The organism is Frateuria sp. Soil773 (assembly GCF_001428405.1).
GTDB lineage: Bacteria > Pseudomonadota > Gammaproteobacteria > Xanthomonadales > Rhodanobacteraceae > LMSL01.
Genome location: NZ_LMSL01000039.1, coordinates 380,626 through 403,962, shown reverse-complemented (window position 1 = coordinate 403,962; position 23,337 = coordinate 380,626). Strand labels below are relative to the sequence as shown.

At 69.2% G+C, this 23,337-nt stretch carries 26 protein-coding genes; 18 read left to right on the top strand and 8 right to left on the bottom strand.

Annotation, left to right across the window (positions count from 1 at the left end; translation table 11 throughout):
• Positions 1-21: 21 nt before the first annotated feature.
• From ASG87_RS13725 to asnS, 3 genes are read right to left on the bottom strand one after another with little or no spacing between them, the layout of a single operon-like run.
• The gene (locus tag ASG87_RS13725; RefSeq protein ID WP_056006128.1) at positions 22-351 is read right to left on the bottom strand and encodes a hypothetical protein; all 330 of its coding nucleotides are present in this window, start codon (positions 349-351) and stop codon (positions 22-24) included.
• Positions 348-1,139: a MalM family protein gene (locus ASG87_RS13720; protein ID WP_056006125.1), complete on the bottom strand. Its 792-nt coding sequence runs from the start codon at positions 1,137-1,139 to the stop codon at positions 348-350. Before ASG87_RS13720 ends, ASG87_RS13725 begins: the two co-directional genes overlap by 4 nt.
• A gap of 13 nt (positions 1,140-1,152) precedes the next feature.
• Positions 1,153-2,568 (bottom strand): asparagine--tRNA ligase, encoded by a 1,416-nt coding sequence (gene asnS, locus ASG87_RS13715; RefSeq protein WP_056006122.1) that lies wholly within the window; start codon positions 2,566-2,568, stop codon positions 1,153-1,155.
• Positions 2,569-2,701: 133 nt separating this feature from the next.
• Here asnS and ASG87_RS13710 point away from each other — a divergent pair, with 133 nt between their 5' ends.
• The 7 genes from ASG87_RS13710 (at position 2,702) to radA (ending at position 9,270) form a co-directional block, all read left to right on the top strand.
• On the top strand, positions 2,702-3,028 hold the full coding sequence (locus ASG87_RS13710) for an iron-sulfur cluster assembly accessory protein (RefSeq protein WP_056006119.1): 327 nt from the start codon (positions 2,702-2,704) through the stop codon (positions 3,026-3,028).
• Positions 3,029-3,457: 429 nt separating this feature from the next.
• Entirely contained in the window at positions 3,458-3,895 is a 438-nt protein-coding gene (gene rpsF, locus ASG87_RS13705; protein ID WP_056006116.1) for a 30S ribosomal protein S6, read from the top strand.
• A gap of 14 nt (positions 3,896-3,909) precedes the next feature.
• The gene (rpsR, locus tag ASG87_RS13700; protein ID WP_056006113.1) at positions 3,910-4,140 is read left to right on the top strand and encodes a 30S ribosomal protein S18; all 231 of its coding nucleotides are present in this window, start codon (positions 3,910-3,912) and stop codon (positions 4,138-4,140) included.
• A 168-nt stretch (positions 4,141-4,308) separates the two neighbouring features.
• Complete coding sequence (rplI, locus tag ASG87_RS13695; RefSeq protein WP_056006110.1) at positions 4,309-4,758, top strand: 50S ribosomal protein L9; 450 nt, start codon at positions 4,309-4,311, stop codon at positions 4,756-4,758.
• 280 nt (positions 4,759-5,038) lie between these two features.
• The gene (locus tag ASG87_RS13690) at positions 5,039-6,436 is read left to right on the top strand and encodes a replicative DNA helicase (protein ID WP_056006107.1); all 1,398 of its coding nucleotides are present in this window, start codon (positions 5,039-5,041) and stop codon (positions 6,434-6,436) included.
• Between the two features lie 265 nt (positions 6,437-6,701).
• Positions 6,702-7,790, top strand: a complete 1,089-nt coding sequence (gene alr, locus ASG87_RS13685; RefSeq protein WP_056006104.1) for an alanine racemase — start codon at positions 6,702-6,704, stop codon at positions 7,788-7,790.
• A gap of 88 nt (positions 7,791-7,878) precedes the next feature.
• Positions 7,879-9,270 (top strand): DNA repair protein RadA, encoded by a 1,392-nt coding sequence (radA, locus tag ASG87_RS13680; RefSeq protein ID WP_056006102.1) that lies wholly within the window; start codon positions 7,879-7,881, stop codon positions 9,268-9,270.
• A gap of 96 nt (positions 9,271-9,366) precedes the next feature.
• Here the strand turns inward: radA and ASG87_RS13675 are convergent, their stop codons facing one another.
• From ASG87_RS13675 to ccsA, 3 genes are all read right to left on the bottom strand, one after another.
• Positions 9,367-9,909, bottom strand: coding sequence for a hypothetical protein (locus ASG87_RS13675; RefSeq protein ID WP_056006099.1), 543 nt, complete (start codon positions 9,907-9,909; stop codon positions 9,367-9,369).
• A 239-nt stretch (positions 9,910-10,148) separates the two neighbouring features.
• The gene (locus ASG87_RS13670) at positions 10,149-10,334 is read right to left on the bottom strand and encodes a hypothetical protein (RefSeq protein ID WP_200949104.1); all 186 of its coding nucleotides are present in this window, start codon (positions 10,332-10,334) and stop codon (positions 10,149-10,151) included.
• Positions 10,335-10,577: 243 nt separating this feature from the next.
• Positions 10,578-11,390 (bottom strand): cytochrome c biogenesis protein CcsA, encoded by an 813-nt coding sequence (ccsA, locus tag ASG87_RS13665; RefSeq protein WP_056006093.1) that lies wholly within the window; start codon positions 11,388-11,390, stop codon positions 10,578-10,580.
• Positions 11,391-11,514: 124 nt separating this feature from the next.
• Between ccsA and ASG87_RS13660 the strand changes: the two genes are divergently transcribed.
• The 8 genes from ASG87_RS13660 (at position 11,515) to rplS (ending at position 17,521) form a co-directional block, all read left to right on the top strand.
• The gene (locus ASG87_RS13660; RefSeq protein ID WP_056006090.1) at positions 11,515-11,802 is read left to right on the top strand and encodes an autorepressor SdpR family transcription factor; all 288 of its coding nucleotides are present in this window, start codon (positions 11,515-11,517) and stop codon (positions 11,800-11,802) included.
• Positions 11,799-12,461 (top strand): SdpI family protein, encoded by a 663-nt coding sequence (locus tag ASG87_RS13655; RefSeq protein WP_056006086.1) that lies wholly within the window; start codon positions 11,799-11,801, stop codon positions 12,459-12,461. Before ASG87_RS13660 ends, ASG87_RS13655 begins: the two co-directional genes overlap by 4 nt.
• Before the next feature lie 4 nt (positions 12,462-12,465).
• The gene (locus ASG87_RS13650; RefSeq protein ID WP_056006083.1) at positions 12,466-13,854 is read left to right on the top strand and encodes an alpha/beta fold hydrolase; all 1,389 of its coding nucleotides are present in this window, start codon (positions 12,466-12,468) and stop codon (positions 13,852-13,854) included.
• A gap of 51 nt (positions 13,855-13,905) precedes the next feature.
• Positions 13,906-15,285 (top strand): signal recognition particle protein, encoded by a 1,380-nt coding sequence (gene ffh, locus ASG87_RS13645; RefSeq protein WP_056006080.1) that lies wholly within the window; start codon positions 13,906-13,908, stop codon positions 15,283-15,285.
• Positions 15,286-15,506: 221 nt separating this feature from the next.
• Positions 15,507-15,761: a 30S ribosomal protein S16 gene (rpsP, locus tag ASG87_RS13640; RefSeq protein WP_056006077.1), complete on the top strand. Its 255-nt coding sequence runs from the start codon at positions 15,507-15,509 to the stop codon at positions 15,759-15,761.
• Positions 15,762-15,763: 2 nt separating this feature from the next.
• Positions 15,764-16,279: a ribosome maturation factor RimM gene (gene rimM / locus ASG87_RS13635; protein ID WP_056006074.1), complete on the top strand. Its 516-nt coding sequence runs from the start codon at positions 15,764-15,766 to the stop codon at positions 16,277-16,279.
• Positions 16,280-16,314: 35 nt separating this feature from the next.
• Positions 16,315-17,091, top strand: coding sequence for a tRNA (guanosine(37)-N1)-methyltransferase TrmD (trmD, locus tag ASG87_RS13630; RefSeq protein WP_056006071.1), 777 nt, complete (start codon positions 16,315-16,317; stop codon positions 17,089-17,091).
• 31 nt (positions 17,092-17,122) lie between these two features.
• Positions 17,123-17,521 carry a 50S ribosomal protein L19 gene (gene rplS, locus ASG87_RS13625; protein WP_056006068.1) on the top strand — a complete coding sequence of 133 codons (399 nt, stop codon included), beginning with the start codon at positions 17,123-17,125 and terminating at the stop codon, positions 17,519-17,521.
• Positions 17,522-17,610: 89 nt separating this feature from the next.
• On the opposite strand, the gene ASG87_RS13620 is transcribed toward rplS, so the two are convergent.
• Both ASG87_RS13620 and epmB read right to left on the bottom strand, forming a co-directional pair.
• Positions 17,611-19,653 carry an EAL domain-containing protein gene (locus ASG87_RS13620; protein WP_056006065.1) on the bottom strand — a complete coding sequence of 681 codons (2,043 nt, stop codon included), beginning with the start codon at positions 19,651-19,653 and terminating at the stop codon, positions 17,611-17,613.
• Between the two features lie 154 nt (positions 19,654-19,807).
• A complete protein-coding gene (epmB, locus tag ASG87_RS13615) occupies positions 19,808-20,818 on the bottom strand; it encodes an EF-P beta-lysylation protein EpmB (RefSeq protein ID WP_056006062.1) in 1,011 nt (336 codons plus the stop codon).
• Between the two features lie 88 nt (positions 20,819-20,906).
• Here epmB and efp point away from each other — a divergent pair, with 88 nt between their 5' ends.
• The 3 genes from efp to ASG87_RS13600 all read left to right on the top strand — a co-directional run bounded on the left by efp (position 20,907) and on the right by ASG87_RS13600 (position 23,326).
• Positions 20,907-21,488 (top strand): elongation factor P, encoded by a 582-nt coding sequence (gene efp / locus ASG87_RS13610; protein WP_056006059.1) that lies wholly within the window; start codon positions 20,907-20,909, stop codon positions 21,486-21,488.
• Between the two features lie 217 nt (positions 21,489-21,705).
• Positions 21,706-23,040 carry a TRZ/ATZ family hydrolase gene (locus ASG87_RS13605; protein ID WP_056006056.1) on the top strand — a complete coding sequence of 445 codons (1,335 nt, stop codon included), beginning with the start codon at positions 21,706-21,708 and terminating at the stop codon, positions 23,038-23,040.
• Between the two features lie 31 nt (positions 23,041-23,071).
• Complete coding sequence (locus tag ASG87_RS13600) at positions 23,072-23,326, top strand: YciI family protein (protein ID WP_056006053.1); 255 nt, start codon at positions 23,072-23,074, stop codon at positions 23,324-23,326.
• Positions 23,327-23,337: the final 11 nt, after the last annotated feature.

Genomic DNA, 23,337 nt, shown 5'->3' with positions numbered 1-23,337 from the left:
TGCTCCCTCGACGGATGGAGTTCAGCGCGCGCGCCATTGCAGGAACAGCGCGGCGAACCAGCACAGCCAGGCCAGCCACAGGCCCACGCGCCAGACGCGGTACCAGCGCGTGATCGCCGCGTCCTGCAGCAGTTCGGGCAGGCGCGGCTGCGCCGTGCGCAGCACTTGTTGCAACCGCACCCAGGTGCGCAGGGCGCTGGCCTGCCCCTGCTCGGGCTCGGCGATGATCTTCCACTGCTGCGGGTGACGATCGCGCAACAGCCGGGCGATCCGGTACTGGGCCAGGTAATACAGCACGAAACAGGCGACGCCGCCGAGCAGCAGGGCCAGATACAGGGCTACAAGGGTCAACTTCCGCTCCCGCTCCAGTGGGTCGGCAGGGCGGTGCGCAGGGTATTGAGCACGCCGTCGCCTTGGGGGGCCTTGTCGCAGATGCCGTTGTCCACGGCCTTGGCGTAGGTCTTGTTCATCAACCCGACCCACACGTTGCCGTCGGGGCCGTGCGGGATGCGGAAGCTGCCGTTGGAGGCCATCTTCACCGGCGCCTCGGCGGAGAACGCGGCGGGGGACTGCTCCCAGTAGGTGTTGCCGGCCTGCTGGTCGGCCGAGCTGTAGACCACCAGGTAGCGCGCCTTGTCGGTGGTCACGCTGACGCTGCCGAACGCGCCGGTGCTCTCGCTGCTCCAGCCCATGTATTCGCACAGGCGCACGTCCTTGGACTCGATCGGCTGGAAAGCCTCGTCGAGCAGCACGGTGGTGGGCGCGAACAGGTAGCTCGAATGCAGCCAGCGGCCGTTCAACTCCGACTTCAGCGCCACGCGGTAGGGCAGCTTCACGTCCGACGGCAGCCGGAACGCGAGGAAGTAGCTGCGCACCCCGTTGAGGTTGGCCACCGCGCTGCCGCTGCCCAGCTCGAACTTCTTCGGGCGCCAGGGCAGCGGGGTGCTGTAGGAGAAGTCGGCGAAGCTGCCGCAGCAGGGCGTGGCCTCCTGCAGGTGCTGCCGGGCCAGGTCGAGCGAGTTGCCGGTCGCGGTCGGTGCCCTGAAGTTCGGCGGCACCAGCACCTTCACGCTATGGCACGCGCCGAGCAGCAGGGTCAGCGCGAGGGTTGTGGCGAGCGTTGGCAGATGGTGGCGCATGGTCGTCGGTCGGTCAGAATTCGGCCGTCCCCGCCGCACGCGGGTAGGGGATGGCATCGCGGATGTTGGACAGGCCGCACACGTACACCAGCAGGCGCTCGAAGCCCAGGCCGAAGCCGGCGTGCGGCACGGTGCCGTAGCGGCGCAGGTCACGATACCAGCCGTAGCTGGCCGGATCGAGGCCGAACTGCGCCATGCGGCGGTCGAGGTAGTCCAGCCGTTCCTCGCGCTGGCTGCCGCCGATGATCTCGCCGATGCCCGGCGCCAGCACGTCCATCGCCGCCACGGTCTTCTCGTCGTCGTTGAGGCGCATGTAGAACGCCTTGATCGCCTCGGGGTAGTTCATGACGACCACCGGGCGGCCGATATGTTTCTCGGCAAGGTAGCGCTCGTGCTCGGTCTGCAGGTCGATGCCCCAGGCCACCGGGTATTCGAACTTCTGCCCGGACTTCTGCAGGATCGACACCGCCTCGGTGTAGTCGATCCGCTCGAACGGCTGCGCGATGAAGGCCTCCAGCCGGCTGACCGCGTCCGGCTGCACGCGCTCGGCGAAGAACGCCATGTCGTCCGCGCGTTCCTCCAGCACCGCCTTGAAGATCGCCTTGAGGAAGCTCTCGGCGCAGTCGGCGTCGGCGGCCAGGTCGGCGAAGGCGATCTCCGGCTCCACCATCCAGAACTCGGCGAGGTGGCGCGGGGTGTTGGAGTTCTCCGCGCGGAAGGTCGGGCCGAAGGTGTAGACCTTGCTCATCGCGAGGCAGTAGGCCTCCACGTTGAGCTGGCCGGACACGGTGAGGAACGCCTCGCGGCCGAAGAAGTCCTTGCGGAAGTCGATCCTGCCCTCGGGCGTGCGCGGCAGGTTGGCCAGGTCCAGCGTGGACAGCCGGAACATGTCGCCGGCGCCCTCGGCGTCCGAGGTGGTGATGATCGGCGTGTTGATCCAGAAGAAGCCCTGCTCGGTGAGGTGGCGGTGGATCGCCGTCATCATCGTGTGGCGCACGCGGGTCACCGCGCCGAACAGGTTGGTGCGCGGGCGCAGGTGGGCGACCTCGCGCAGGAATTCCATCGAATGCTGCTTGGGCTGGATCGGATAGGTTTCCGGGTCGTCGACCAGGCCGGTGACGACCACCTCGTCCGCCTGCAGCTCGAAGCTCTGGCCCTTGCCCTGCGAAGCCACCAGGGTGCCGCTGACGATCACGCCGGCGCCGGCGGTGAGGTGCTTCACCTCGCTGTCGTAGTTGCCCAGCGTGGACGGCACCACCGCCTGGATCGGGTCGAAGCAGGAGCCGTCGGTGACGTTCACGAAGGACAGGCCGGCCTTGGAGTCGCGCCGGGTGCGCACCCAGCCACGCACGGTCACCCTGCTGCCGGCCTCGAGCCTGCCGGAAAGAGCCTGCTTCACGCTGTATACCGTCGGGCTGACCGCCGCCATGGGTTGAAACTCCTGCTGTTGCGCCGCATGTCGGGCGCCGGGGACAAACCGGCATGATAATGTAGTGTCCTTCGCGGCCGCGACCTTTTCCGCGATCCCCGGCCACCGGAACCCACCCTTCGTCGAATCCGCCATGACCATCACCATCACGCCCTCCGCCAGCCAGCGCATGCGCCAGTTCCTCGCGCAGACGCCGCAGGCCGCCGGCGTGCGTTTCGGCGTCAAGCGCACCGGCTGCTCCGGCTTCGCCTACGTGGTCGACCTGGCCGAGACGGTGGGCGAGGAGGACGAGGTGGTCGAACTCGACGGCGTGCCGGTGGTGGTCGACCGCAAGAGCCTGCCGCTGGTCGATGGCACGGTGATCGACTTCCGCCGCCAGGGCCTCAACGCCAGCTTCGTGTTCCATAACCCGAACGCCACCGGCGAGTGCGGCTGCGGGGAGAGCTTCACCGTCGGCTGAGCCGGGATGGCGCCGGCGTTGCCTCTGTCGCCGCCGTCCTGCCGTTGCCGTCGCCATTGCCGCCATCCCCCTGTTCGATCCGCCGTCATCCCAGCGAAAGCTGGGATCCAGCGACGTTGCTCCGGTGTGCATCCCAATGGCACTGGATCCCAGCTTTCGCTGGGATGACGTTCCTTGGGGTGATTCCTTGCGGTTTGCCGGGATATGAGCTCCTTCTGCCGGATGGCGGCCTTGCCAGGCCGCATCCGGCCGGAATGGCGGCGCCCCCGAACGCAGCCGCCCATTCCCGCCGCTTGCCCCAATTGCCTGAATTCCCTTACACTTCCGCTTCTGTCCGGCGCCCGAGGGCCCGGACGGAACCTTGCCTCACCGCACCGGGCGGGAGGCTGCGAGGCCGAATTGGCCGCATCCACAAGGAGTTAACCCACGATGACCCTGCGTCATTACGAAGTCGTGTTTCTGGTCCACCCTGACCAGAGCGAGCAGGTTCCGGCGATGATCGAGCGCTACAAGGCGTTGATCGAGGCCGACGGCGGCAAGATCCACCGCCTGGAAGACTGGGGTCGCCGCCAGTTGGCCTATCCGATCGTGAACCTGGCCAAGGCTCACTACGTGATGCTCAACATCGAGGTCGGCCAGAACGCGCTGGACGAACTGGAGTCGGGCTTCCGCTTCAACGACGCCGTGCTGCGCCACCTTGTGATCCGCCGCGACGCCGCCGACACCGAGCCGTCCTTCATCCTGAAGTCGAAGGAAAAGGATGATGCCAAGTCCTCGCGCCGCCGCGATGACGACAGCGACGACGGCGACGAGCGCCCGCGCCGCGACCGCGGTGACAGCGACAACAGCCGCGACAGCGACGACTGATCAGGAGCCCAGCCATGTCCAAGTTTTTCCGCCGCCGCAAGTTCTGCCGCTTCACTGCCGAGGGCGTGAAGGAGATCGACTACAAGGATCTCAACACCCTGCGCCAGTACGTCACCGAGAACGGCAAGATCGTGCCCAGCCGCATCACCGGCACCAAGGCGCGCTACCAGCGCCAGTTGGCCACCGCGATCAAGCGCGCGCGCTTCCTCGCCCTGCTGCCGTACACCGACAACCACGACGTCTGATGACGACGTCCGGGATTCGGGATTGGGGATTCGGGATTCGATAAAAGCCGCAGGCTCGACGCGCTGCGCTTTTCCGAATCCCCAATCCCGTCTCCCGAATCCCAGCCCTTCGGACAACCGTCCACGGCTGCGCCGGCCACCCCGGCGCTAACGAAAAGGAATGAAACCATGCAACTGATTCTTCTCGAGAAAGTCCGCAACCTCGGCAACCTGGGCGACAAGGTCAACGTGAAGCCGGGCTACGGCCGCAACTACCTGCTGCCGCAGGGCAAGGCCGTGCCGATCACCGCCGCCAACCTCGAAGCCTTCGAGAAGCGCCGCGCCGAGTACGAGGCCAAGGCCAACACCCTGCTTTCCGACGCCCAGGCCCGCCAGGCCAAGCTCGAGGGCGCCACGGTGACCATCGCCGCGCACGCCAGCCCGGAAGGCAAGCTGTACGGCTCGGTCGGCCCGCGCGAGATCGCCGAGGCGCTGGAAGCCGCCGGCCAGAAGGTCGGCAAGGGCGAAGTGATCCAGGGCGAAGGCCCGATCCGCAATACCGGCGAGTTCGACGTGACGATCAGCCTGCACGCCGACGTGCAGGCCCAGGTCAAGGTGATCGTGGTCAGCGACAAGTAAGCCGACCGGCACCCGCCACTGCTGTCCCAGACGGGCACCCTCGGGTGCCCGTTTGCTTTGGCGGGCCGCGCCGTTTCCGCACGTTGCTCCCGGTTCGCTGCTCCCGGGCCGCCGGGGCCGGCGTTCCGGACGCTTGGCGCCGGCGGGCTATCCACAGCAACGCACAGCTTATCCACAGGGTTGTTGTCTCGCGGTGCGAGATGCCCCCGCGTATCCTGATCCCGCGACATCGGCCGTTCGCGTCGTCGGCCATGCTCCCGTCCTTCTGCGAGGTAATGCCATGTCCTTTGTCCCCGAGCGCAAGAGCGGCAACGCCTCGGCCGTCGAGGCGCTGCGCGTGCCGCCGCATTCGATCGACGCCGAGCAGGCCGTGCTGGGCGGGCTGATGCTGGCGCCCGACGCGCTGGACAAGGTGGCCGACAAGCTCGGCGAGCAGGATTTCTACCGCAAGGACCACCGCCTGATCTGGCGCGCGATCAACGAGCTGGCGGTGAAGGGCATGCCGTGCGACGCGGTGACCCTGGGCGACTGGTTCGAGGCCAACGGCCTGGCCGAGATGGTCGGCGGCGCCAGCTATCTCATCGAGCTGGCCAACGCCACGCCGAGCGCGGCGAACATCGCCGCCTACGCCGACATCGTGCGCGAGAAATCCGTGCTGCGACAGCTCATCGACGCCGGCACCTCGATCACCGAGGACGGCTACCGGCCCGAGGGCAAGAGCGTGCAGGAGGTGCTGGAAAGCGCCGAGCAGCGCGTGTTCCACATCGCCGAGTCGGGCGCGCGCGGCAAGAAGGATTCGGTCTCCATGCGCGAGGCGGTGAAGGACGCCTTCCGCATGCTCACCGAGCGCTACGAGAACCGCGGCCAGCTCACTGGCATCTCCACCGGCTTCACCGACCTGGACGAGCTTACCTCCGGCCTGCAGCCGTCGGACCTGATCATCGTCGCGGCGCGCCCCTCGATGGGCAAGACCGCGTTCTCGGTGAACATCGCCGAGGCCGCCGCGCTGCGCGCGAAGAAGGCGGTGGTGATCTTTTCGATGGAAATGTCGGCCTCGCAGCTTGCCTTCCGCCTGATCTCCTCGATCGGCCGCATCCACGCGCAGCATCTGCGCAACGGCGACCTCAGCGAGGAGGACTGGCCGCGCGTCACCAACGCGATCGCGATCCTTTCCGAGGCCAAGATCTTCATCGACGATTCCCCCGGCCTGTCGCCGGTGGAGCTGCGCGCGCGCGCGCGCCGGCTGCACCGCGAGCACGGCGGGCTGGGCCTGATCGTGATCGACTACCTGCAGTTGATGCAGGTGCCAGGCAACAAGGAGAACCGCGCCACCGAGATCTCGGAGATCTCGCGCTCGCTCAAGGGCCTCGCCAAGGAGCTGAACGTGCCGGTGATCGCCCTGTCGCAGCTCAACCGCTCGCTGGAGCAGCGCGCCGACAAGCGGCCGATGATGTCCGACCTGCGCGAATCGGGCGCCATCGAGCAGGACGCGGACGTGATCATGTTCATCTACCGCGACGAGTACTACAACAAGGAATCGCCGGACAAGGGACTGGCCGAGATCATCATCGGCAAGCAGCGCAACGGCCCCACCGAGACGGTGAAGCTGGCCTTCCTGGGCCACTACACCAAGTTCGAGAACTACGCGCCGGATTCGTTCGTCGGCGCCTTCGAGTAGCGCGGCAGGGCATTCGCTCCGGCGGGCGTCGCGCTGATCGTCGGCGGGGTGGCGGCACCGCACGCGGCGTCGGCCCCGCCGCATGCGTTGCCCGCGGATTTCCCTGGCAAGGCCATGGCGGAACCCGAAGCGCGCGCCATGCTTCGGCATGGGCGGTGGCGGGCCGGGCTGATAAGCTTCCGCCGCCTCGCCGGCCGGCTTCCGTCCGGTCCTTCCTCGAATGACGCACTTGCCGGGATCGTGCATCGCGGCGATATCTTCAGCCATGAGCCGCACCACCGTCGCCACCATCCATCTCGGCGCCCTGCGCCACAACCTCGCCCGCATCAAGTCGCTGGCCGCGCCGGCCAGGGTGATGGCGGTGGTCAAGGCCGATGCCTACGGGCACGGACTGGAGCGAGTGGCGCGCGCGCTCGACCACGAGGCCGACGCGTTCGCGGTGGCGGCGCTGGGCGACGGCCTGCGCCTGCGCGCGGCGGGCCATCGCCAGCGCATCGTGGTGCTGTCCGGCCCGGACCAGCCCGGCGACATCGCCGAGATGCAGCGGCTGCGGCTGGACGCGGCGATCCACCACGAGGCACAACTGGCGTGGCTGGCCGAGGCGAGTGCGTCGCGCGGCCGCCTGCGCGCATGGCTGAAGGTGGACAGCGGGATGCACCGGCTCGGCTTCGCGCCCGAGCATGTCGCCGAAGTGCATGCGCGCCTCGCGGCGCTTCCCGGCATCGACCCGGAGATCGGCCTGCTTACCCACTTCGCCGAGTCGGAAGTGTTCGGTGGCGACGCGACGCAGGCGCAGATCGCCCGCTTCGCCGAGCACACCCGAGGGCTGGCGGGGCCGCGCTCGCTGTCCAATTCGGCCGCCGTGCTGGGCTGGCCCGAGGCGCGCGGCGACTGGGTGCGCAGCGGGGGCCTGCTCTACGGCCTGTCGGTGGTGGACGGCAAGACTGGCGCGGATTTCGGTTTCCGTCCCGCGATGACCCTGTCCACGCGGCTGATCGCGGTCAACCGCATCGGCAAGGGCGAGCGCATCGGCTACAACGGCACCTGGACCTGCCCGGAAGACATGCCGGTCGGCGTCGCGGCGGTCGGCTACGGCGACGGCTATCCGCGCAGCGCGGCCTCCGGCACGCCGGTGCTGGTGGGCGGGCGCAGCGTGCCCTTGGTCGGCCGCGTCTCGATGGACCTGGTCACGCTCGACCTGCGCGAGGCGCCGCAGGCGAAGGTGGGCGACCGCGTCACCCTGTGGGGGCCGGAACTGCCGGTCGAGCGGATCGCCGCGCGCGCGGGCACCATCGGCTACGACCTTACCTGCGGCATGACGCGGCGGGTGCTGTTCGTGGAAGACGAACACTGACGCCGGTCCGCGGCGCCGGCGTCTCGCGGTTTGCGATGGCGGCAGGCTAAGCTCGCCGGCAATCTCCACGCTTCGCCGGAAACCCCGCATGGCCAAAGCCAAGACCGCCTACGTCTGCACCGACTGCGGCGCCGAGCATTCGAAATGGCAGGGCCAGTGCGTGGAGTGCGGCGCCTGGAACACGCTGAGCGAGATCGTGCTGGCGCCGGCGTCCGCCGCGAAATCCTCGGTGGGCGCGCAGCGTTCCAGCTATGCGGGCAATGCGGCCGGCGCGGCCAAGGTGACGCCGCTGACGGCGGTGGCGCTGACCGGCGAGGCGCGCACCCATACCGGCATCGGCGAGCTGGACCGCGTGCTTGGCGGCGGCCTGGTGCAGGGCTCGGTGGTGCTGATCGGCGGCGACCCGGGCATCGGCAAGTCGACCCTGCTGCTGCAGATGCTGGGCGCGCTGGGCGCGCACCTGGCGAGCGTCTACGTCACCGGCGAGGAGTCGCTGTCGCAGGTGGCCGCCCGCGCGCAGCGCCTGGGCCTGCCGCTGGAGCCGTTGCAGGCGCTGGCCGAGACCTGCATCGAGCGCATCCTCGAACAGGCGGTGGCGGCCCGCCCGCGCGTGCTGGTGATCGACTCGATCCAGACCATCTGGACCGAGCTGCTCACCGCGGCGCCGGGGGCGGTGAGCCAGGTGCGCGAGTCGGCCGCCAAGCTCACCCGCTTCGCCAAGGAGACCGGCACCAGCGTGTTCCTGGTCGGCCACGTCACCAAGGAGGGCGGCATCGCCGGCCCGCGCGTGCTCGAGCACATGGTGGACGCGGTGCTGTACTTCGAGGGCGAATCCGGCTCGCGCTTCCGCGTGCTGCGCGCGTTCAAGAACCGCTTCGGCGCGGTCAACGAACTGGGCGTGTTCGCGATGGGCGAGAAGGGCCTGCGCGAAGTACCCAACCCGTCGGCGATCTTCCTGTCCGCGCACAGCGGGCCGACCCCGGGCAGCGCGGTGATGGTCACCCGCGAAGGCACCCGCCCGCTGCTGGTGGAGGTGCAGGCGCTGGTGGACCAGTCCTCGCTGGGCAACCCGCGGCGCGTGGCGCTGGGCCTGGAGCAGAACCGCCTCGCCATGCTGCTGGCCGTGCTGCATCGGCACGGCGGGGTGGCGGCCTACGACCAGGACGTGTTCGTCAATGTGGTCGGCGGCATCCGCGTGCAGGAAACCGCGGCCGACCTGCCGGTGCTGCTGGCGGTGCTTTCCTCGCTGCGCGACCGCCCGCTGCCGGACAAGACCATCGCCTTCGGCGAGGTTGGCCTTTCCGGCGAGATCCGCCCGGTGCCCAACGGCGAGGAGCGCCTGAAGGAAGCGGCCACGCATGGCTTCCGCCGCGCCATCGTGCCCAAGGCCAACGCGCCGAAGAAGGGCAAGGTGGGCGAAATGGAGGTGATCGGCGTGGAGCGCCTGTCCCAGGCCATCGACGCCTGCCGGGATGCCTGACGCGCCGCGGTCGCCGGTGGGCTTCGGCCCGCCGTCTCGCATGCGAAGGAGGCTGGCCGTGGCGCGTCGGCCTGTTGCTCCTAGTGTACGAGGGCGTCACTCCGCCACCGTGCTGCCTTGTCCCGGTTCGGCGCTTCCGCGCCGGATAGCTGCGACGAAAGCGCCGATTTCGCTCACCAGCAGTTCCGGCCGCTCGAAGTGGATGTAGTGCCCGCTGCCCCGGGCGACGATCCGCCGGCCGCGGGTGGACAGGTGCGCCAGCGTTTCCTGTGCGGCGTCGTGCGCGGCGTTTGCCTGCTGCCAGTCCGAGGTGGGCAGGGCGGGCGGACGGGGTTGCCCGGGATCGCGCGAGAACACCAGCAGCGGCAGGTCGCCCAGGCCGCCGGCGCGGCTGGCCTCGACCAGCGACTGTGCCCTGCCGTCCTGTTCGCGGCTGACGGCGGTGACGTAGCCCGGCTTGCAGGCATCCGCGCGCCAGAGGTCGGCGGCGGCGTCGAAGCCCGGCGGCGGCGTCGGAGCAGGCGCCCATGAAACGTGGGATGCCCAGCGCGATGGCTGCCTTGAACAGTGCCATCTGCAACGCCCCGTGGCGGTCCAGCGCGGCGACGCTTGCCGGCAGCCGTTCCGGCGTGGTGGCATCGACGAACACCAGCCCCGCGACCTGCTCCGGAAAGCGGGCGGCATAGGCGCGGATGTACAGGCCGCCGGCCGAGTGGCCACCAGCACCAGCGGCCTTCGATGCCGGCTTTTGCGAGCAGCGCGTGCAACTGCGCCGCGATGTGGCCGCCGTCGCACGCTCCCTCCACCGGCTCGCTCCAGCCCGGGCCGGCGCGGTCGTAGGAACGCACGCGCGTGGTTCGCGACAGGCCCGGCTGCAGCTAGCCCCAGACGAGGAAGCTCTCGGCCCCGCCGGATTCGAGCACCACGGTGGGAGCGCCCGCGCCGGTGCAGTACAGGTGCATGGCATGCCCGTCCACCGCATGGATCCTTCCCGGCGGCGGATGGGCCTGGCGCAGCCGGCGCAGCGCCAGCGCGTTGTAGAGCGCGCCGGCTGCGGCCAGCATCAAGGCGAGCATCGCCAGGCCGAGTAAGGTCCGGCGGACGATGCGGCGTATCCGTCCGGTGGCTGCCCGATCTTCCCGCATGCCGTTCCCCTGCCTTGTCCTGGCTGGAACGACTATAGGCAGACCCGCCCGATCTCCCGGGCGGGCTGCGGCGAAGCGGTGGATGGATGCGGCGAGTCGATGCTCGTCGTGCCGCGGGCAAAGCGTGGGGCCGGGCCAGAATCCGCCCGCGATGGCCCTGCGTTATGTCATCGGGCGATGCAGGATCAGCTCCAGCACGAACTTCGAGCCGAAGAACGCCAGCACCAGCACGGCCATGCCGATCAGGGTGAGGTTGACCGCGCTGCGGCCGCGCCAGCCGTGCCGCCAGCGGCCGTAGAGCAGGGTGCCGAACACCAGCCAGGCGACGATCGACAGCACCGTCTTGTGCACCAGGTGCTGGCCGAACAGGTTGCCGACGAACAGCACGCCGGTGATCAGGGTAAGGGTCAGCAGCGCGAAGCCGGCGGCGATCAGGCGGAACAGCAGGGTTTCGGACAACGTCAGCGGCGGCAGGGCGCGCATCCACGGACTGAACCGGCGGTGGCGCAGCGCACGTTCCTGGATCGCCAGCCCGATCGCCAGCACCGCGGCGATCGACAGCACGCTGAAGGCGACCAGGGCCACGGTGACGTGCAGCTTGATCTGCCAGTCCATCGGCTGCGGCGCGGTCGCCGGCGCGACGAAGCCGTCCAGCGCCACCAGCAGCGCGGTCAGCGGGAACACGATCACACCCACCGCGGCGACCGGGCGGCTCAGGTTCACCAGCAGGGTCAGCGCGGACACCACGCAGGCCACCAGCGACAGCGCCGCGAAGAAGTGCAGGTCCAGCGCACCGCGGTGCATGCCCAGCAGCACGCCGGCATGGGCGAGCACGGCGACGACGGCCACGGACAACGCCGTGCGCTGCAGCGGCGCAGGCGTTGCCGGCAGCGCGCGGCCGAACAGCGGCCGCGCCAGCAGGCCGGAGGCGAGCAGGTAGCAGGCGATGGCGAGGAGCGATAGCGCGGGGAGCATGGCCCGGAAGTTTGGCACAGCGGCCTGCGGGCGTGAATGCGGCCAGGGCGAGGCATGACGTTCGTCACTGGTCTTATTTAGATATTTGTCTAAATATCTAGGCATCGAATCGCCAGGCCGAGCCATGAAACAGCAAGCCGCCTTCCGGGCACTCGCCGACCCCACCCGCCGCGCCATCCTCAAGCGGCTGCAGGGCGGCGCGATGAGCGCGGGGGAGATCGGCGAGGCGTTCGACATCACGCCGGCCTCGCTGTCGCACCACTTCGCCGTGCTGAAGCAGGCCGACCTGGTGCGCACCGAGCGGCGTGGCCAGTTCATCGTCTACTCGCTCAACAGCACCGTCGTGGAGGACTTCGCGCGCATGGTGCTGGACCTTTTCCCCGCCAAAGGCAAAACCGGAGCCAAGGGATGACTTCCTCGCGCAACCTCATCGTATCGGCGGCCTTCGTGCTGATCGCCGCCGCCGTGGGCCTGTGGGTCTATCCGCAGTTGCCGGCGCAGGTGCCCACGCACTGGGACCTGCATGGACAGCCCACCCAATGGACGCCGCGCTTCTGGTCGGCCGCGCTGCCGGCGATCGTGCTGGCGGCGCTCGCTGCGCTGACCGAGGCGTTGCCGCGCCTTTCGCCGCGCCGGTTCGAGATACGGCCGTTCGCGCGCAGCTACGGGATCATCATGCTCGCGGTGCAGGGGGCGATCCTGGTGATCGACCTGTCCATCCTGCTCGGCAGCGCGGGCTACGCCTTGCCACGGCTGACCATCGGCATGCTGTCGATCGGCGTGCTGCTGATGGTGATCGGCAACTACATGGGCAAGCTGCGGCGCAATTTCTTCGTCGGCATACGCACGCCGTGGACGCTGACCAACGACGCGGTGTGGGAGCGCACGCACCGCCTGGGCGGACGGGTGTCGGTGCTGGCCGGGCTGCTGATCGTGGCGGCGGCCCTGGCCGGGGCGCCCAAGGCCGTCCCGGTCGCGCTGCTGGCCGCCGCCTGCCTGGTTCCCGTCGTGTATTCGTACTTCGCCTATCGCCGCCTGGAAGGGCGCCACACCGATCCGAAGGGAGACTGATCCGATGAACAGGAAGACCGTCGTCGCGCTTGCCGCCGCCATGGGCCTCGCGCTGGCCGGCATCATGCCGGCCAGGGCCGCGGACGCCCGTTCCGAAGTCTGCCTGGCGAATGCCGGGGCCATGGTGGATGCCCTGGCGCGCGCCGACTATGCGAATGCGGCCGGCCGCTTCGCCCCCGGCGGCAAGGCGCCGGGAGCCGCCGGGCTGGAGCAGTTGTGGCGCGCGGCCGGGCAGCAGATGGGCGCTTATCGCAGGCACGGCGCGCCGCGCACGGCTTCCCTGGACGGCAAGCCGGTGGCCGTGGTGGAAATGCAGTACGCCCGCCTGACGCAGGACCTGGTCATGTGGTGCGACGGGCAGGGGCGATTGTCGGCGCAGCGGTTCATGGACCCGGCCATGGTCGCCATGGCGAAGTACGCGACCTCTCCGCATCCGCAGGCGCCGCACGTCGAGGCCGATGGGGTGCGGGTGACTCCGCTCGACGTGCCGTCCCCGGCCGGCCCGCTCTACGGCGCGCTGACCTTGCCGCCCGGCCATGGCCCCTTTCCGGCCGTGGTGATGGTGGCCGGTTCCGGCGCGCAGGACAGGGACGAGAGCATCGGGCCGAACCAGCCGTTCCGCGAGCTTGCCGAAGGGCTGGCCAAGCAGGGCGTGGCGTCGCTGCGCTACGACAAGCGCAACTTCGACCACAAGGCGTGGAAGGGCGAGTACGTGATCGACGCCGAGGTGACCGACGATGCGGTGGCCGCGCTCCGCCTGCTGTCGGCGCAGAAGGGGATCGACCCGCGCCGCGTCTTCGTGCTCGGCCACAGCCTGGGCGCCATGATGGCGCCGCGCATCGCCATGCGCAGCGGCCAGGCGGCGGGGCTGGTGCTGCTGGCGGCGCCGGCGCGGCCGATCTTCGAGGTGCTGAAGCAGCAGGGGCGCGACCAGGCGCAGAAGCACAACCTGCCGCCCGAGGTCGCGCGCAAGTCGCAGGCCGTCATCGAGGGCGAGGAGAAACTGCTGGCGGGGATCGCGCCCGGGCAACCGGCGCCGGCCGGCACGTTCATGGGCCAGGGGTCGCATGCCTATTGGCTGAGCTGGTCGCGCGTCGATCCCGTCGCCGACGCCAGGGCCGCGGCGCTGCCCGTGCTGTTCCTGCAGGGAGGCGGCGATTTCCAGGTATCGCCCGAACTGGATTTCGGCCGCTGGAAGCAGGCCATGCAGGGCCGGGCGGACACGGCGTTCCATCTCTATCCCGGCCTGAGCCACCTGTTCATGCCGGCCGGCAAGACCGGGACGGTGGCCGACTATCTCGCGCCGGGCCACGTCCAGCCGCAGGTGATCGAGGACATCGCCGCATGGGTCAAGGCGGCGCGGCCGCGGCCCGGCGGCGCCCGCGCGCGATAGCCGGCCGAACTTCGGTATCATTGAGCATTTCCCGTCCCCAGCCGATCAATCATGTTCGAGTCGCTCAGCCAACGCCTGTCAGCCACCGTCAACCGCCTGCGCGGCCGCGGCAGGCTGACCGAGGAAAACATCCGCGAATCGCTGCGCGAGGTGCGCATCGCGCTGCTCGAGGCCGACGTGGCGCTGCCGGTGGTGCAGGCGCTGGTCGAGCGGGTGAAGGTGCGCGCGGTCGGGCAGGAGGTGCTCAAGAGCCTGTCGCCGGGCCAGGCGCTGGTGAAGGTGGTCAGCGACGAGCTGACCACGGTGATGGGCACCACCAACACCGAGCTGAACCTGGCCCAGCAGCCGCCGGCGGTGGTGCTGATGGCCGGCCTGCAGGGCGCCGGCAAGACCACCACCGTGGCCAAGCTGGCGCGCTTCCTCACCGAGCGCAAAAAGAAGAAGGTGATGGTGGTGAGCTGCGACGTCTACCGTCCGGCCGCCATCGAGCAGTTGCGCACGCTGGCCGGGCAGGTCGGCGTGGCGTTCTTCCCGTCCGAGGCCGGCCAGAACCCGGTGGACATCGCGAAGAACGCGATCGCCGCGGCGAGGCGCGAGGTGGTCGACGTGCTGCTGGTCGATACCGCCGGCCGCCTGCACGTGGACGAGGCGATGATGGCCGAGATCAAGGCGCTGCACGCCGCGATCACCCCGGTCGAGACGCTGTTCGTGGTCGATTCGATGACCGGCCAGGATGCCGCCGTCACCGCCAAGGCGTTCAGCGAGGCGCTGCCGCTCACCGGCGTGGTGCTGACCAAGACCGACGGCGACGCCCGCGGCGGCGCGGCGCTGTCGGTGCGCTACGTCACCGGCCGGCCGATCAAGTTCCTCGGCGCGGGCGAGAAGACCGACGCGCTGGAGCCGTTCCACCCGGACCGCGTGGCGCAGCGCATCCTGGGCATGGGCGACGTGCTGAGCCTGGTCGAGGAGGTCGAGCGCAAGGTCGACCAGGAAAAGGCGCAGAAGCTCGCCACCAAGGTGATGAAGGGCAAGCGCTTCGACCTGAACGACATGAAGGACCAGCTCGAGCAGATGAACAACATGGGCGGCCTGGCCGGCCTGATGGACAAGCTGCCCGGCGTGTCCAGCCTGCCCGACAGCGTGAAGTCGAAGGTCAACGACGGCGAGATCAAGCGCATGGTCGCGATCATCCAGTCGATGACCAAGAAGGAGCGCCGCCATCCCGACCTGCTGAACGGCTCGCGTCGCGCCCGCGTGGCGCGCGGCTCCGGCACCCAGCCGGCCGACGTCAACCGCCTGCTGAAGCAGTACATGCAGATGGAAAAGATGATGTCCAAGCTGTCCAAGGGCGGCAGCAAGGGCCTGCTGCGCCAGATGCGCGGCGCCATGAAGGGCATGGGCGGGATGGGCGGACTGCCGCCCATGCGCTGAGGGGCTTGGAGGAGCGAGAGGAGAGGAGCGAGAAGCGAGAGAAAGCTTCCGGCTCCGGCGGTATCCGCGCTTGCGGGGAGCCCACTCACTTCTCACTCATCTTCCCTCGCTCCTGCTCCAAGCTCTTCCCTTTTACCGATTTCCTCACTAAAATGCCGCGTTTACCGCGCACGGCTTCGTGCGTGCGGCCGGCGATTCCGGCAACTCTGGAGCTTTTACTTATGGTCAAGATTCGTCTTTCGCGCGGCGGCGCCAAGGGCCGTCCGTTCTACCATGTCGTCGTGACCGATCAGCGCAGCAAGCGCGACGGCCGCAACATCGAGAACGTCGGTTATTACAATCCGGTGGCTTCGGGCAAGGACAAGCGCCTTGAGCTGAACGTCGCCCGCGTGCAGGAGTGGGTGGGCAAGGGCGCGCAGTTGACCGACAAGGTCGCGGCCCTGCTCAAGGAAGCCGGCAAGCAGCAGGCTGCCTGAACGTGACGGCAGCCGGTCGGCGCGTCCTGGTCGGACGCATCGTCGGGCTGTACGGCGTGCAGGGCTGGCTCAAGATCGAATCCTGGACCGAGCCCCGCACGCGCATCTTCGATTACCAGCCCTGGCTGCTCGCTGCGGCGCCGGGCGCGGAAACGGAGGTCGCCGGGGTCAAGGGGCGTCCGCAGGGCAAGGGGCTGATCTGCTACCTGCCCGGAGTGGACGACCGGGACAAGGCGGCGGCGCTGGTGGGGCAGGACATCCATGTCGCCCGCGAGCTGCTGCCGCCGCCTGGCAAGGGCGAGTTTTACTGGGTCGACCTCGAGGGTCTGGAGGTCGTCACCACGGAAGGCGTGGCACTGGGGCGGGTCAGTCACCTGTTCGCCACCGGCGCCAACGATGTCGTGGTGGTGAGGGACGGCGAGCGCGAGCGGCTGGTTCCCTTCGTCCAGGGTTCTTACGTGCGGTCGGTGGATCTTTCCGGCGGACGCATGGTGGTGGACTGGGATCCCGAATTCTGACGGCGGTAGGCGCTGCGGTGGGAGTTTGAGGGTTCATGCGCATCGACGTCGTCACGCTGTTTCCCGACTTCATGCGCCAGTGCGCCGCGGTCGGTGTGGTGGGACGCGCGCAGCAGCGCGAGCTGCTGCAGGTGGAAACCTGGAACCCGCGCGACTACGCCACCGACAACTACCGTACCGTGGACGGCCGCACCTGCGGCGGCGGGCCCGGCATGGTGATGCTGATCGAGCCCTTGCGCGCGGCCCTGAAGGCGATGCGCGGGGCGGCACCGGAGCCGGTGCGGGTGATTTACCTCAGTCCGCAGGGAGCGCGGCTGACGCAGGGCAGGGTGGAGGCGCTGGCGAAGCTGCCGCGCATCGCACTGCTCTGCGGGCGTTACGAAGGTGTGGACGAGCGCCTGCTGGCGCACGAGGTCGACGAGGAGCTTTCCATCGGCGATTATGTGCTGTCCGGCGGCGAGCTTGGCGCCGCGGTGGTCATCGACGCGGTGGGACGCTTGCAGGACGGCGCGTTGAACGACGCGCAGTCGGCGCAGCAGGATTCGTTCTCGGACGGCCTGCTGGATTGTCCGCACTACACGAAGCCGGTGCGCGATGCGCTCGGCGACGTGCCGGAGGTGCTGCTCTCCGGCGACCACGCGGCGATCCGCCGCTGGCGCCTGAAGCAGTCGCTGGGGCGAACCTGGCTGCGCCGTCCGGATCTGTTGGCGCAACGCGCGCTGGATGCCGAATCCCGCGCGTTGCTGGACGAATTTCGCCGCGAACATGCCTCGCAAGGGCAGGCGCTGCAAAACAAGGCGGCCACCGAGTGACCGCCGCTACTGAATCGACACAGGTGTTGCCATGAACAAGATCATCGAACAGTTCGAAGCCGAGCAGATCACCCGCCAACTGCCGGAATTCGGCCCTGGCGATACCGTGGTGGTCAACGTCAAGGTGAAGGAAGGCAATCGCGAGCGCGTGCAGGCGTTCGAGGGCGTCGTCATCGCCAAGCGCAGCCGCGGCCTGCATTCGGCCTTCACCGTGCGCAAGATCTCGCACGGCACCGGCGTGGAGCGCGTGTTCCAGGCGCACAGCCCGACCATCGATTCGGTGCAGGTGAAGCGCAAGGGCAAGGTGCGCGGCGCCAAGCTGTACTACCTGCGCGGCCTGGAAGGCAAGGCCGCCCGCATCAAGGAAGACATCGCCGCCGTGTCGGCCGCCAAGGCCGCCTCGAAGGCCGCCGCTGCCGCCGCCGAGTAAATCGCCGGCAGGCCAGCGAAGAAAACCCCGCGGAGCGATCCGCGGGGTTTTTTGCGTCGTGGCGGCCGGAGGCCGCCTTCGCCGCAGGCTCAGGCCAGCCGCTGCGGCTCCTGCAGGAAGTTGCCCTGCACGAAATCCACGCCGCAAGCGAACAGCAGCGAGGTGCTGGTGGCGTCCTCCACCCACTCGGCCACGGTCTGGCGCTTCAGCTCGCGCGCCTGGTGGCAGATTTCCGCGACCTTCTTCTGGTTCTCGGGGTGCTGCGGCAACTGCGCCATGTAGGTGCGGTCGATCTTCAGGTAGTCCGCGTCGATGTGGTTGAGCAACTGGAACGAGTTCAGGCCGGAGCCGAACTGCTCCAGCGCGAAGCGCCCGCCGATCTTCTTCCAGCCGTTGATGAACTCCTGCGCCGGGCGCAGCAGGGTGACCACCTTGCTCTCGGTCATCTCCAGCACGAGATGGCCGTAGCGCAGCGCAGCCTGCTTCAGGCGCTCCTCCAGCCACGGCAGCAGGCCCGGGTCCTGCAGCGAATCGGCGGTGAGCTTGACGAAGAAGGTGGTCTGCATGCCCTGGCCGTCGCGTGCCTTGAGCACCTCGATCGCGCGGTTGAGCACCCAGCGGTCGATCGCCACGGTTAGGCCGTGGCTCTCGGCGATCGGCATGAAGAAACCCGGCAGCACCTCGCCCTGCGGGCCGTTCATGCGCAGCAGGATTTCCGAGTACTCGCCCTCGGCGTCCTGCAGGCTGACCGTGTGCTGGTGGTACAGCACGAAGCCGTCCTGCGCCAGCGCCTGCTGCAGCAGTTGCAGCCAGTAGCGCTCGCGCTCCTCCTCGGCCTTCTCGCGGGCGGCCGGGTCGTGCAGGTCGACGCGGCTGCCGCCCTGGCTCTGTGCGTTGCGCAGGGCCTGGCTGGCCTGGTTGAGCAGCAGCTCGGCATTGGCGTTCTTCTCGCCGAGCAGGCTGCCGCCGATGCTCGCGGTGACGGTGATGGAATGCGTGCCGACGTCGAAGATCTCGTTGGCGACGGCTTGCTGCAGCCGTTCGATCCACTGGCGGATCTCCTGGTCACTGCGCGTGTCGAGCATGATGCCGATGGTGTGCTCGGCGAGCAGGCCGGCCATGTCCCCGCTGCCCAGCAGCGCGTTGATCCGGGTGGCGAAGGCGGCCAGCAGCTCGTCGGCCTGGCCCAGGCCGATGCCGGCCACGATGGTCTGCCAGTTGTCCGGTTCGACCAGCAGCAGGGTCTGTCCCTTGCGTCCCTTCGCGGCGTCGGCCACGGCCTCGTCGATCAGCTCCAGCGACCGCGCGCGGTTGAACAGGCCGGTGACCGGGTCGCGCTGCAACTGCGCGAGCAGGGCCGGATCGACCTGCTGGCGGCGGAACACGATCTGCAGGCACGGCTCGCCCTCGAACGTGGCGTGGGCGAACTCGGCGGTGGCCTTGAACGTGCTGGCGTCGGCGCGGCGCGCCTGCAACTCCAGGCTGTGCTCGGCCTTTTCCTTGCGCGAGTGCGCGCGCAGCAGGTTCTTGAACTCGTCGGCATGGGCCGGGCTGACCAGGTCGAGCACGGGCAGGCCGAGCAGGTCGTCGAAGCTGTCGTAGCCGAAGGTTTCCAGGTAGGCCTGGTTGGCGCGCACGTGCATGCCCTCGTGCACGTAGGCGATGGCGTCGTTCGACGAATCCAGCAGGGCGTCGCAGCGGCGCTCGGACTCGCGCAGCGCGGCCTCGAGCAGGCGCACCTGGCGGCGCGTCTGCAGGGCGTCGAACTCGCGCTGCAGCACGGCGATCAGCTGCTTGGGCTGGCTGCGCAGGACCACCCCGCGCACGCCGCCGGTCATCAGGTCGGTGGTCACGGTGTTGTCGATCTGCGACAGCATGGCGACCAGCGACAGGTCGCGGCCGTGCGAATCCAGCTCGTGCACCACCTCGCGCAGGTCGATCGTGCCGACGGCCGGGTCGAACAGCACGATGTCCGGCTCCAGCTCGTTCAGGGCGTCGCGCAACTGGTCGGCCTGGGTGGCGCGGGCGGGGCGTATGGCGATTCCGGCGTTGCGCAGCAGGCTGATGATCTGTTCCGCCTCCTCGACCGATTTCTCGATGAAGAGCACCTTGATGACGAAATCTTTTTTCATGGGCCGCCGGGCTTCCGTGGGATCGGCGCAGCGGGCGTCGGGCGCCGCTGCGCTTCAGCGTTGTAGCCTTGGTTTGTAGCGGATAACGCCGTGGGCCGCCAGTAGAAGCGGGCCGGGAAGTGATGGACGACAAGCCGCGGCGTGGCGCGGGCGCTCACAGCGGGCGCTTGGACCCGTCGCCGGCCACCTCGCGGACCAGCTTCGGCACCAGGTAGCCGGGCAGCCGGGTGCGCAGCGCCTCCACCAGCGCGCGCGCGCGCTCGTCGTCCACCTCGAAGTGGGCGGCGCCCTGCACGCGGTCGAGCTGGTGCAGGTAGTACGGCAGCACGCCGGCCGCGAACAGGCGCTCGGACAGGTCCGCCAGCGCGCCGGCGTCGTCGTTCACGCCGCGCAACAGCACCGACTGGTTGAGCACGGTGGCGCCGGCCTCGCGCAGGCGGGCGCAGGCGGCGTCCACGCCGGCGTCGAACTCGTTGGCGTGGTTTGCGTGCAGCACCACCACCTTCTGCAGCGGCAGGGCCGCCAGCCAGGCCACGAAGGCGTCGTCCACGCGCTCGGGCAGCACCACCGGCAGGCGCGTGTGGATGCGCAGGCGTATCACGTGGGGCAGGCCGGCCAGGCCGCGGGTCAGTTCGTCGAGCTTGTGCGTGGCCAGCGCCAGGGGGTCGCCGCCGGACAGGATCAGCTCGCGGATCGACGGGTCGGCCTCCACGTGGGCCAGCGCCTCGCGCCACTGCGCCGCCGCGGCGATCTCCTCGCCGTAGGGGAAGTGCCGGCGGAAGCAGTAGCGGCAGTTGACGGCGCAACTGCCGCTGGCGACCAGCAGGGCGCGCCCGTCGTACTTGTGCAGGACGCCGCGCCCGGCCTTAGCGGCCATGTCGCCCACGGCGTCGGCGGCGAAACCTTCGACCCGGGCGTGCTCCGCCGCCTGCGGCAGCACCTGCAGCAGCAGCGGGTCGGACGGGTCGCCCTGGCGCATCCGCGCGACGAAGCCGCGGGGAACCCGCAACGCGAAGCCCGCGTCGTCGGGGGGCAGCAGGTCGGTCCGGCCGGCCAGGCCGGCGGCTTCCAGCAGCTCTGCCGCATCGGTGATGGCGTCCCGCCACAGCTCGCGCCAGCCGGGGGCGGGCGACGATAGGCGTGGATGGGGGCTTGCGGTTATCATGTCGGGCCTTGGAGCGGGCGGCGAAGCCCGTGACAGATACGCATTTTAGCCGCCCACCGGGCGAAATCGACTTCGGAGCAGATAGCGCATGGCGACCCTTGGCCTCAATGATGTCAAAACGGGCAAGAAGATCCTTCACAACGGCGATCCCTGGATCATCACCGAGGCGGACTTCATCAAGCCGGGCAAGGGCCAGGCGTTCACCCGCATCCGCATCCGCAACCTGAAGGACGGCCGCACCACCGAGCAGACGCTGAAGTCCAGCGACTCCTTCGAAGAGGCCGATGCGTCCGATACCGACATGCAGTTGTCGTTCATCGACGGCATCGGCAAGGACCGGGTCTGGAACTTCATGAACATGGAGACCTTCGAGACCATGCCCGCCTCCCTGGCCGCCATGGGCGATGCCTGGAAATGGCTCAAGGGCGAGGAAGAGTGCGTGGTCACGATCTTCAACGGCGCGATCATCGCCGTGCAGCCGCCGAAGTTCGTCGAGCTGAAGATCACCGAGACCGATCCGGGCGTGCGCGGCGACACCTCCGGCGGTGGCGGCAAGCCGGCCACGCTGGAGACGGGCGCGGTGGTGCGCGTGCCGCTGTTCGTCAACCAGGATGAAATCATCAAGGTCGATACCCGCACCGGCGAGTACGACAGCCGCGTCGGCAAGTGACGAACCGGCGCGCGGGCATCCGCCCGCGCCTTTGCCGGTTCGCCATCCCGGCGCAGGCCGGGATCCAGTGAGGCACTCGTGCGAAGCACTCATTCTCGATTCGTGTGCTTCGCACAAGTATTCAACTGGATTCCGGCCTGCGCCGGAATGACGAGCAAGGGGCGGCGCCGCAAGGTGGGCCGCCCTTCGCTTATCCGCACCCTGGAACCTGACCGTCATGAGTGAAGCCAAGCCCCAGCCCGTCGACCTCCTGATCGAAGCCCGCTGGGTCGTCCCGGTGGAGCCGCACGGCGTCGTGCTGGACGACCACGCCGTGGCGGTGGACGGCGACCGCATCGTGGCACTGCTGCCGGTCGCCGAGGCGCGCGCCGCCTACGCGCCGCGCGAGACCGTGCGCCTGCCGGAGCACGCGCTGGTCCCCGGCCTGGTCAACACCCATACGCACAACCCGATGACCCTGCTGCGCGGCCTCGCCGATGACCTGCCGCTGATGGTGTGGCTGCAGCAACACATCTGGCCGGCCGAGGCCAAGGTGATCGGGCCGGAGTTCGTGCGCGACGGCGTGGAACTGGCGGTGGCGGAGATGCTGCGCGGCGGCACCACCTGCGCCAACGAGAACTATTTCTTTCCGGACGCGATCGGCGCCACCTACCGCAAGCTCGGCTTCCGTGCCGTGGTCGGCTTGCCGGTGATCGAGTTCCCCACGGCGTGGGCGAAGACGCAGGACGAGTATTTCGAGCGCGCCGGCGAAGTGCACGACAGCTTCCTCGGCGACGCGCTGGTCAGCACCGCGTTCGCGCCGCACGCGCCGTACACCGTGTCGGATGAGAGCTTCGAGCGCATCCGCGTGCTGTCCGACCAGCTCGACATCCCGGTGCACCTGCATACCCACGAGACCGCGCACGAGGTCGAGGAAGAAAAGAAGAAGAGCGGGCTGCGCCCGTTCCAGCGCCTGCAGCGGCTGGGCCTGGTCAACGACCGCCTGATCGCGGTGCACATGACCCAGCTCACCGACGGCGAGATCGCGGCCTGCGCCGAGGCCGGCGTGTCGGTGGTGCACTGCCCGGAATCCAACCTCAAGCTCGCCTCGGGCTTCTGCCCGGCGGAAAAGCTGCGCAGGGCCGGCGTCAACGTCGCCATCGGCACCGACGGCTGCGCTTCCAACAACGACCTGGACATGTTCGGCGAGATGCGCACGGCGGCGCTGCTGGCCAAGGCGGTGGCCGGCGACGCGGCGGCATTCGACGCGGCGTATGCGCTGCGCGCGGCCACCCTCAACGGCGCCAGGGCGATGGGGCTGGACGCGAAGATCGGCTCGATCGAGCCGGGCAAGCAGGCCGACCTCGCCGCCGTGCGCCTGAGCGACCTGGAAACCCAGCCGCTGTTCCACGTCGCCTCGCAACTGGTCTACGCCACCGGCCGCCACCAGGTCAGCGACGTGTGGATCGCCGGCCAGCGCAGGTTGGCCGCGCGCGAGCTGGTCGGCATCGACACCGCGGCGATCCTGGCCAAGGCGCGCGGCTGGCGCGAGCGCATCGTGGCGCACGCGTGACGACCTTTCAGACGACAACCAGGATTCCGCCATGCTTCGTTACCTCGTCCTGCTGATCCGCCGCCCGGCCTACGACCCGGCGGTGGTGCCGCTGCACCAGCAATTCCTGGAGGACTTGCGCGCGCAGGGGCGCAACGAGATGTCCGGCCCGTTCGGCGACAAGAGCGGCGGCGCCTACCTGCTGCGCGCGCCATCGCTGGAAGAGGCGATGGCCATCGTCCGGCGCGATCCCGCCCATACCAGCGGCGGCTGGGACATCACGGTGCACGAATGGCTGACGCGCTAGCCTCCTGCCGG

Coding starts and splice junctions, on each gene's coding strand:
- asnS (WP_056006122.1), bottom strand. CDS start 2,568: ATGGCGGCGGTCAGCCCGACGGTATACAGCGTGAAGCAGGCTCTTTCC.
- trmD (WP_056006071.1), top strand. CDS start 16,315: ATGCGCATCGACGTCGTCACGCTGTTTCCCGACTTCATGCGCCAGTGC.
- ASG87_RS13675 (WP_056006099.1), bottom strand. CDS start 9,909: ATGCCACCACGCCGGAACGGCTGCCGGCAAGCGTCGCCGCGCTGGACC.
- rplI (WP_056006110.1), top strand. CDS start 4,309: ATGCAACTGATTCTTCTCGAGAAAGTCCGCAACCTCGGCAACCTGGGC.
- ASG87_RS13710 (WP_056006119.1), top strand. CDS start 2,702: ATGACCATCACCATCACGCCCTCCGCCAGCCAGCGCATGCGCCAGTTC.
- rpsR (WP_056006113.1), top strand. CDS start 3,910: ATGTCCAAGTTTTTCCGCCGCCGCAAGTTCTGCCGCTTCACTGCCGAG.
- epmB (WP_056006062.1), bottom strand. CDS start 20,818: ATGATAACCGCAAGCCCCCATCCACGCCTATCGTCGCCCGCCCCCGGC.
- ASG87_RS13660 (WP_056006090.1), top strand. CDS start 11,515: ATGAAACAGCAAGCCGCCTTCCGGGCACTCGCCGACCCCACCCGCCGC.
- ASG87_RS13600 (WP_056006053.1), top strand. CDS start 23,072: ATGCTTCGTTACCTCGTCCTGCTGATCCGCCGCCCGGCCTACGACCCG.
- alr (WP_056006104.1), top strand. CDS start 6,702: ATGAGCCGCACCACCGTCGCCACCATCCATCTCGGCGCCCTGCGCCAC.
- ASG87_RS13720 (WP_056006125.1), bottom strand. CDS start 1,139: ATGCGCCACCATCTGCCAACGCTCGCCACAACCCTCGCGCTGACCCTG.
- efp (WP_056006059.1), top strand. CDS start 20,907: ATGGCGACCCTTGGCCTCAATGATGTCAAAACGGGCAAGAAGATCCTT.
- ASG87_RS13655 (WP_056006086.1), top strand. CDS start 11,799: ATGACTTCCTCGCGCAACCTCATCGTATCGGCGGCCTTCGTGCTGATC.
- ASG87_RS13620 (WP_056006065.1), bottom strand. CDS start 19,653: ATGAAAAAAGATTTCGTCATCAAGGTGCTCTTCATCGAGAAATCGGTC.
- rpsP (WP_056006077.1), top strand. CDS start 15,507: ATGGTCAAGATTCGTCTTTCGCGCGGCGGCGCCAAGGGCCGTCCGTTC.
- ASG87_RS13690 (WP_056006107.1), top strand. CDS start 5,039: ATGTCCTTTGTCCCCGAGCGCAAGAGCGGCAACGCCTCGGCCGTCGAG.
- ASG87_RS13605 (WP_056006056.1), top strand. CDS start 21,706: ATGAGTGAAGCCAAGCCCCAGCCCGTCGACCTCCTGATCGAAGCCCGC.
- ccsA (WP_056006093.1), bottom strand. CDS start 11,390: ATGCTCCCCGCGCTATCGCTCCTCGCCATCGCCTGCTACCTGCTCGCC.
- rplS (WP_056006068.1), top strand. CDS start 17,123: ATGAACAAGATCATCGAACAGTTCGAAGCCGAGCAGATCACCCGCCAA.
- ASG87_RS13650 (WP_056006083.1), top strand. CDS start 12,466: ATGAACAGGAAGACCGTCGTCGCGCTTGCCGCCGCCATGGGCCTCGCG.
- ffh (WP_056006080.1), top strand. CDS start 13,906: ATGTTCGAGTCGCTCAGCCAACGCCTGTCAGCCACCGTCAACCGCCTG.
- rpsF (WP_056006116.1), top strand. CDS start 3,458: ATGACCCTGCGTCATTACGAAGTCGTGTTTCTGGTCCACCCTGACCAG.
- radA (WP_056006102.1), top strand. CDS start 7,879: ATGGCCAAAGCCAAGACCGCCTACGTCTGCACCGACTGCGGCGCCGAG.
- ASG87_RS13670 (WP_200949104.1), bottom strand. CDS start 10,334: ATGCTGGCCGCAGCCGGCGCGCTCTACAACGCGCTGGCGCTGCGCCGG.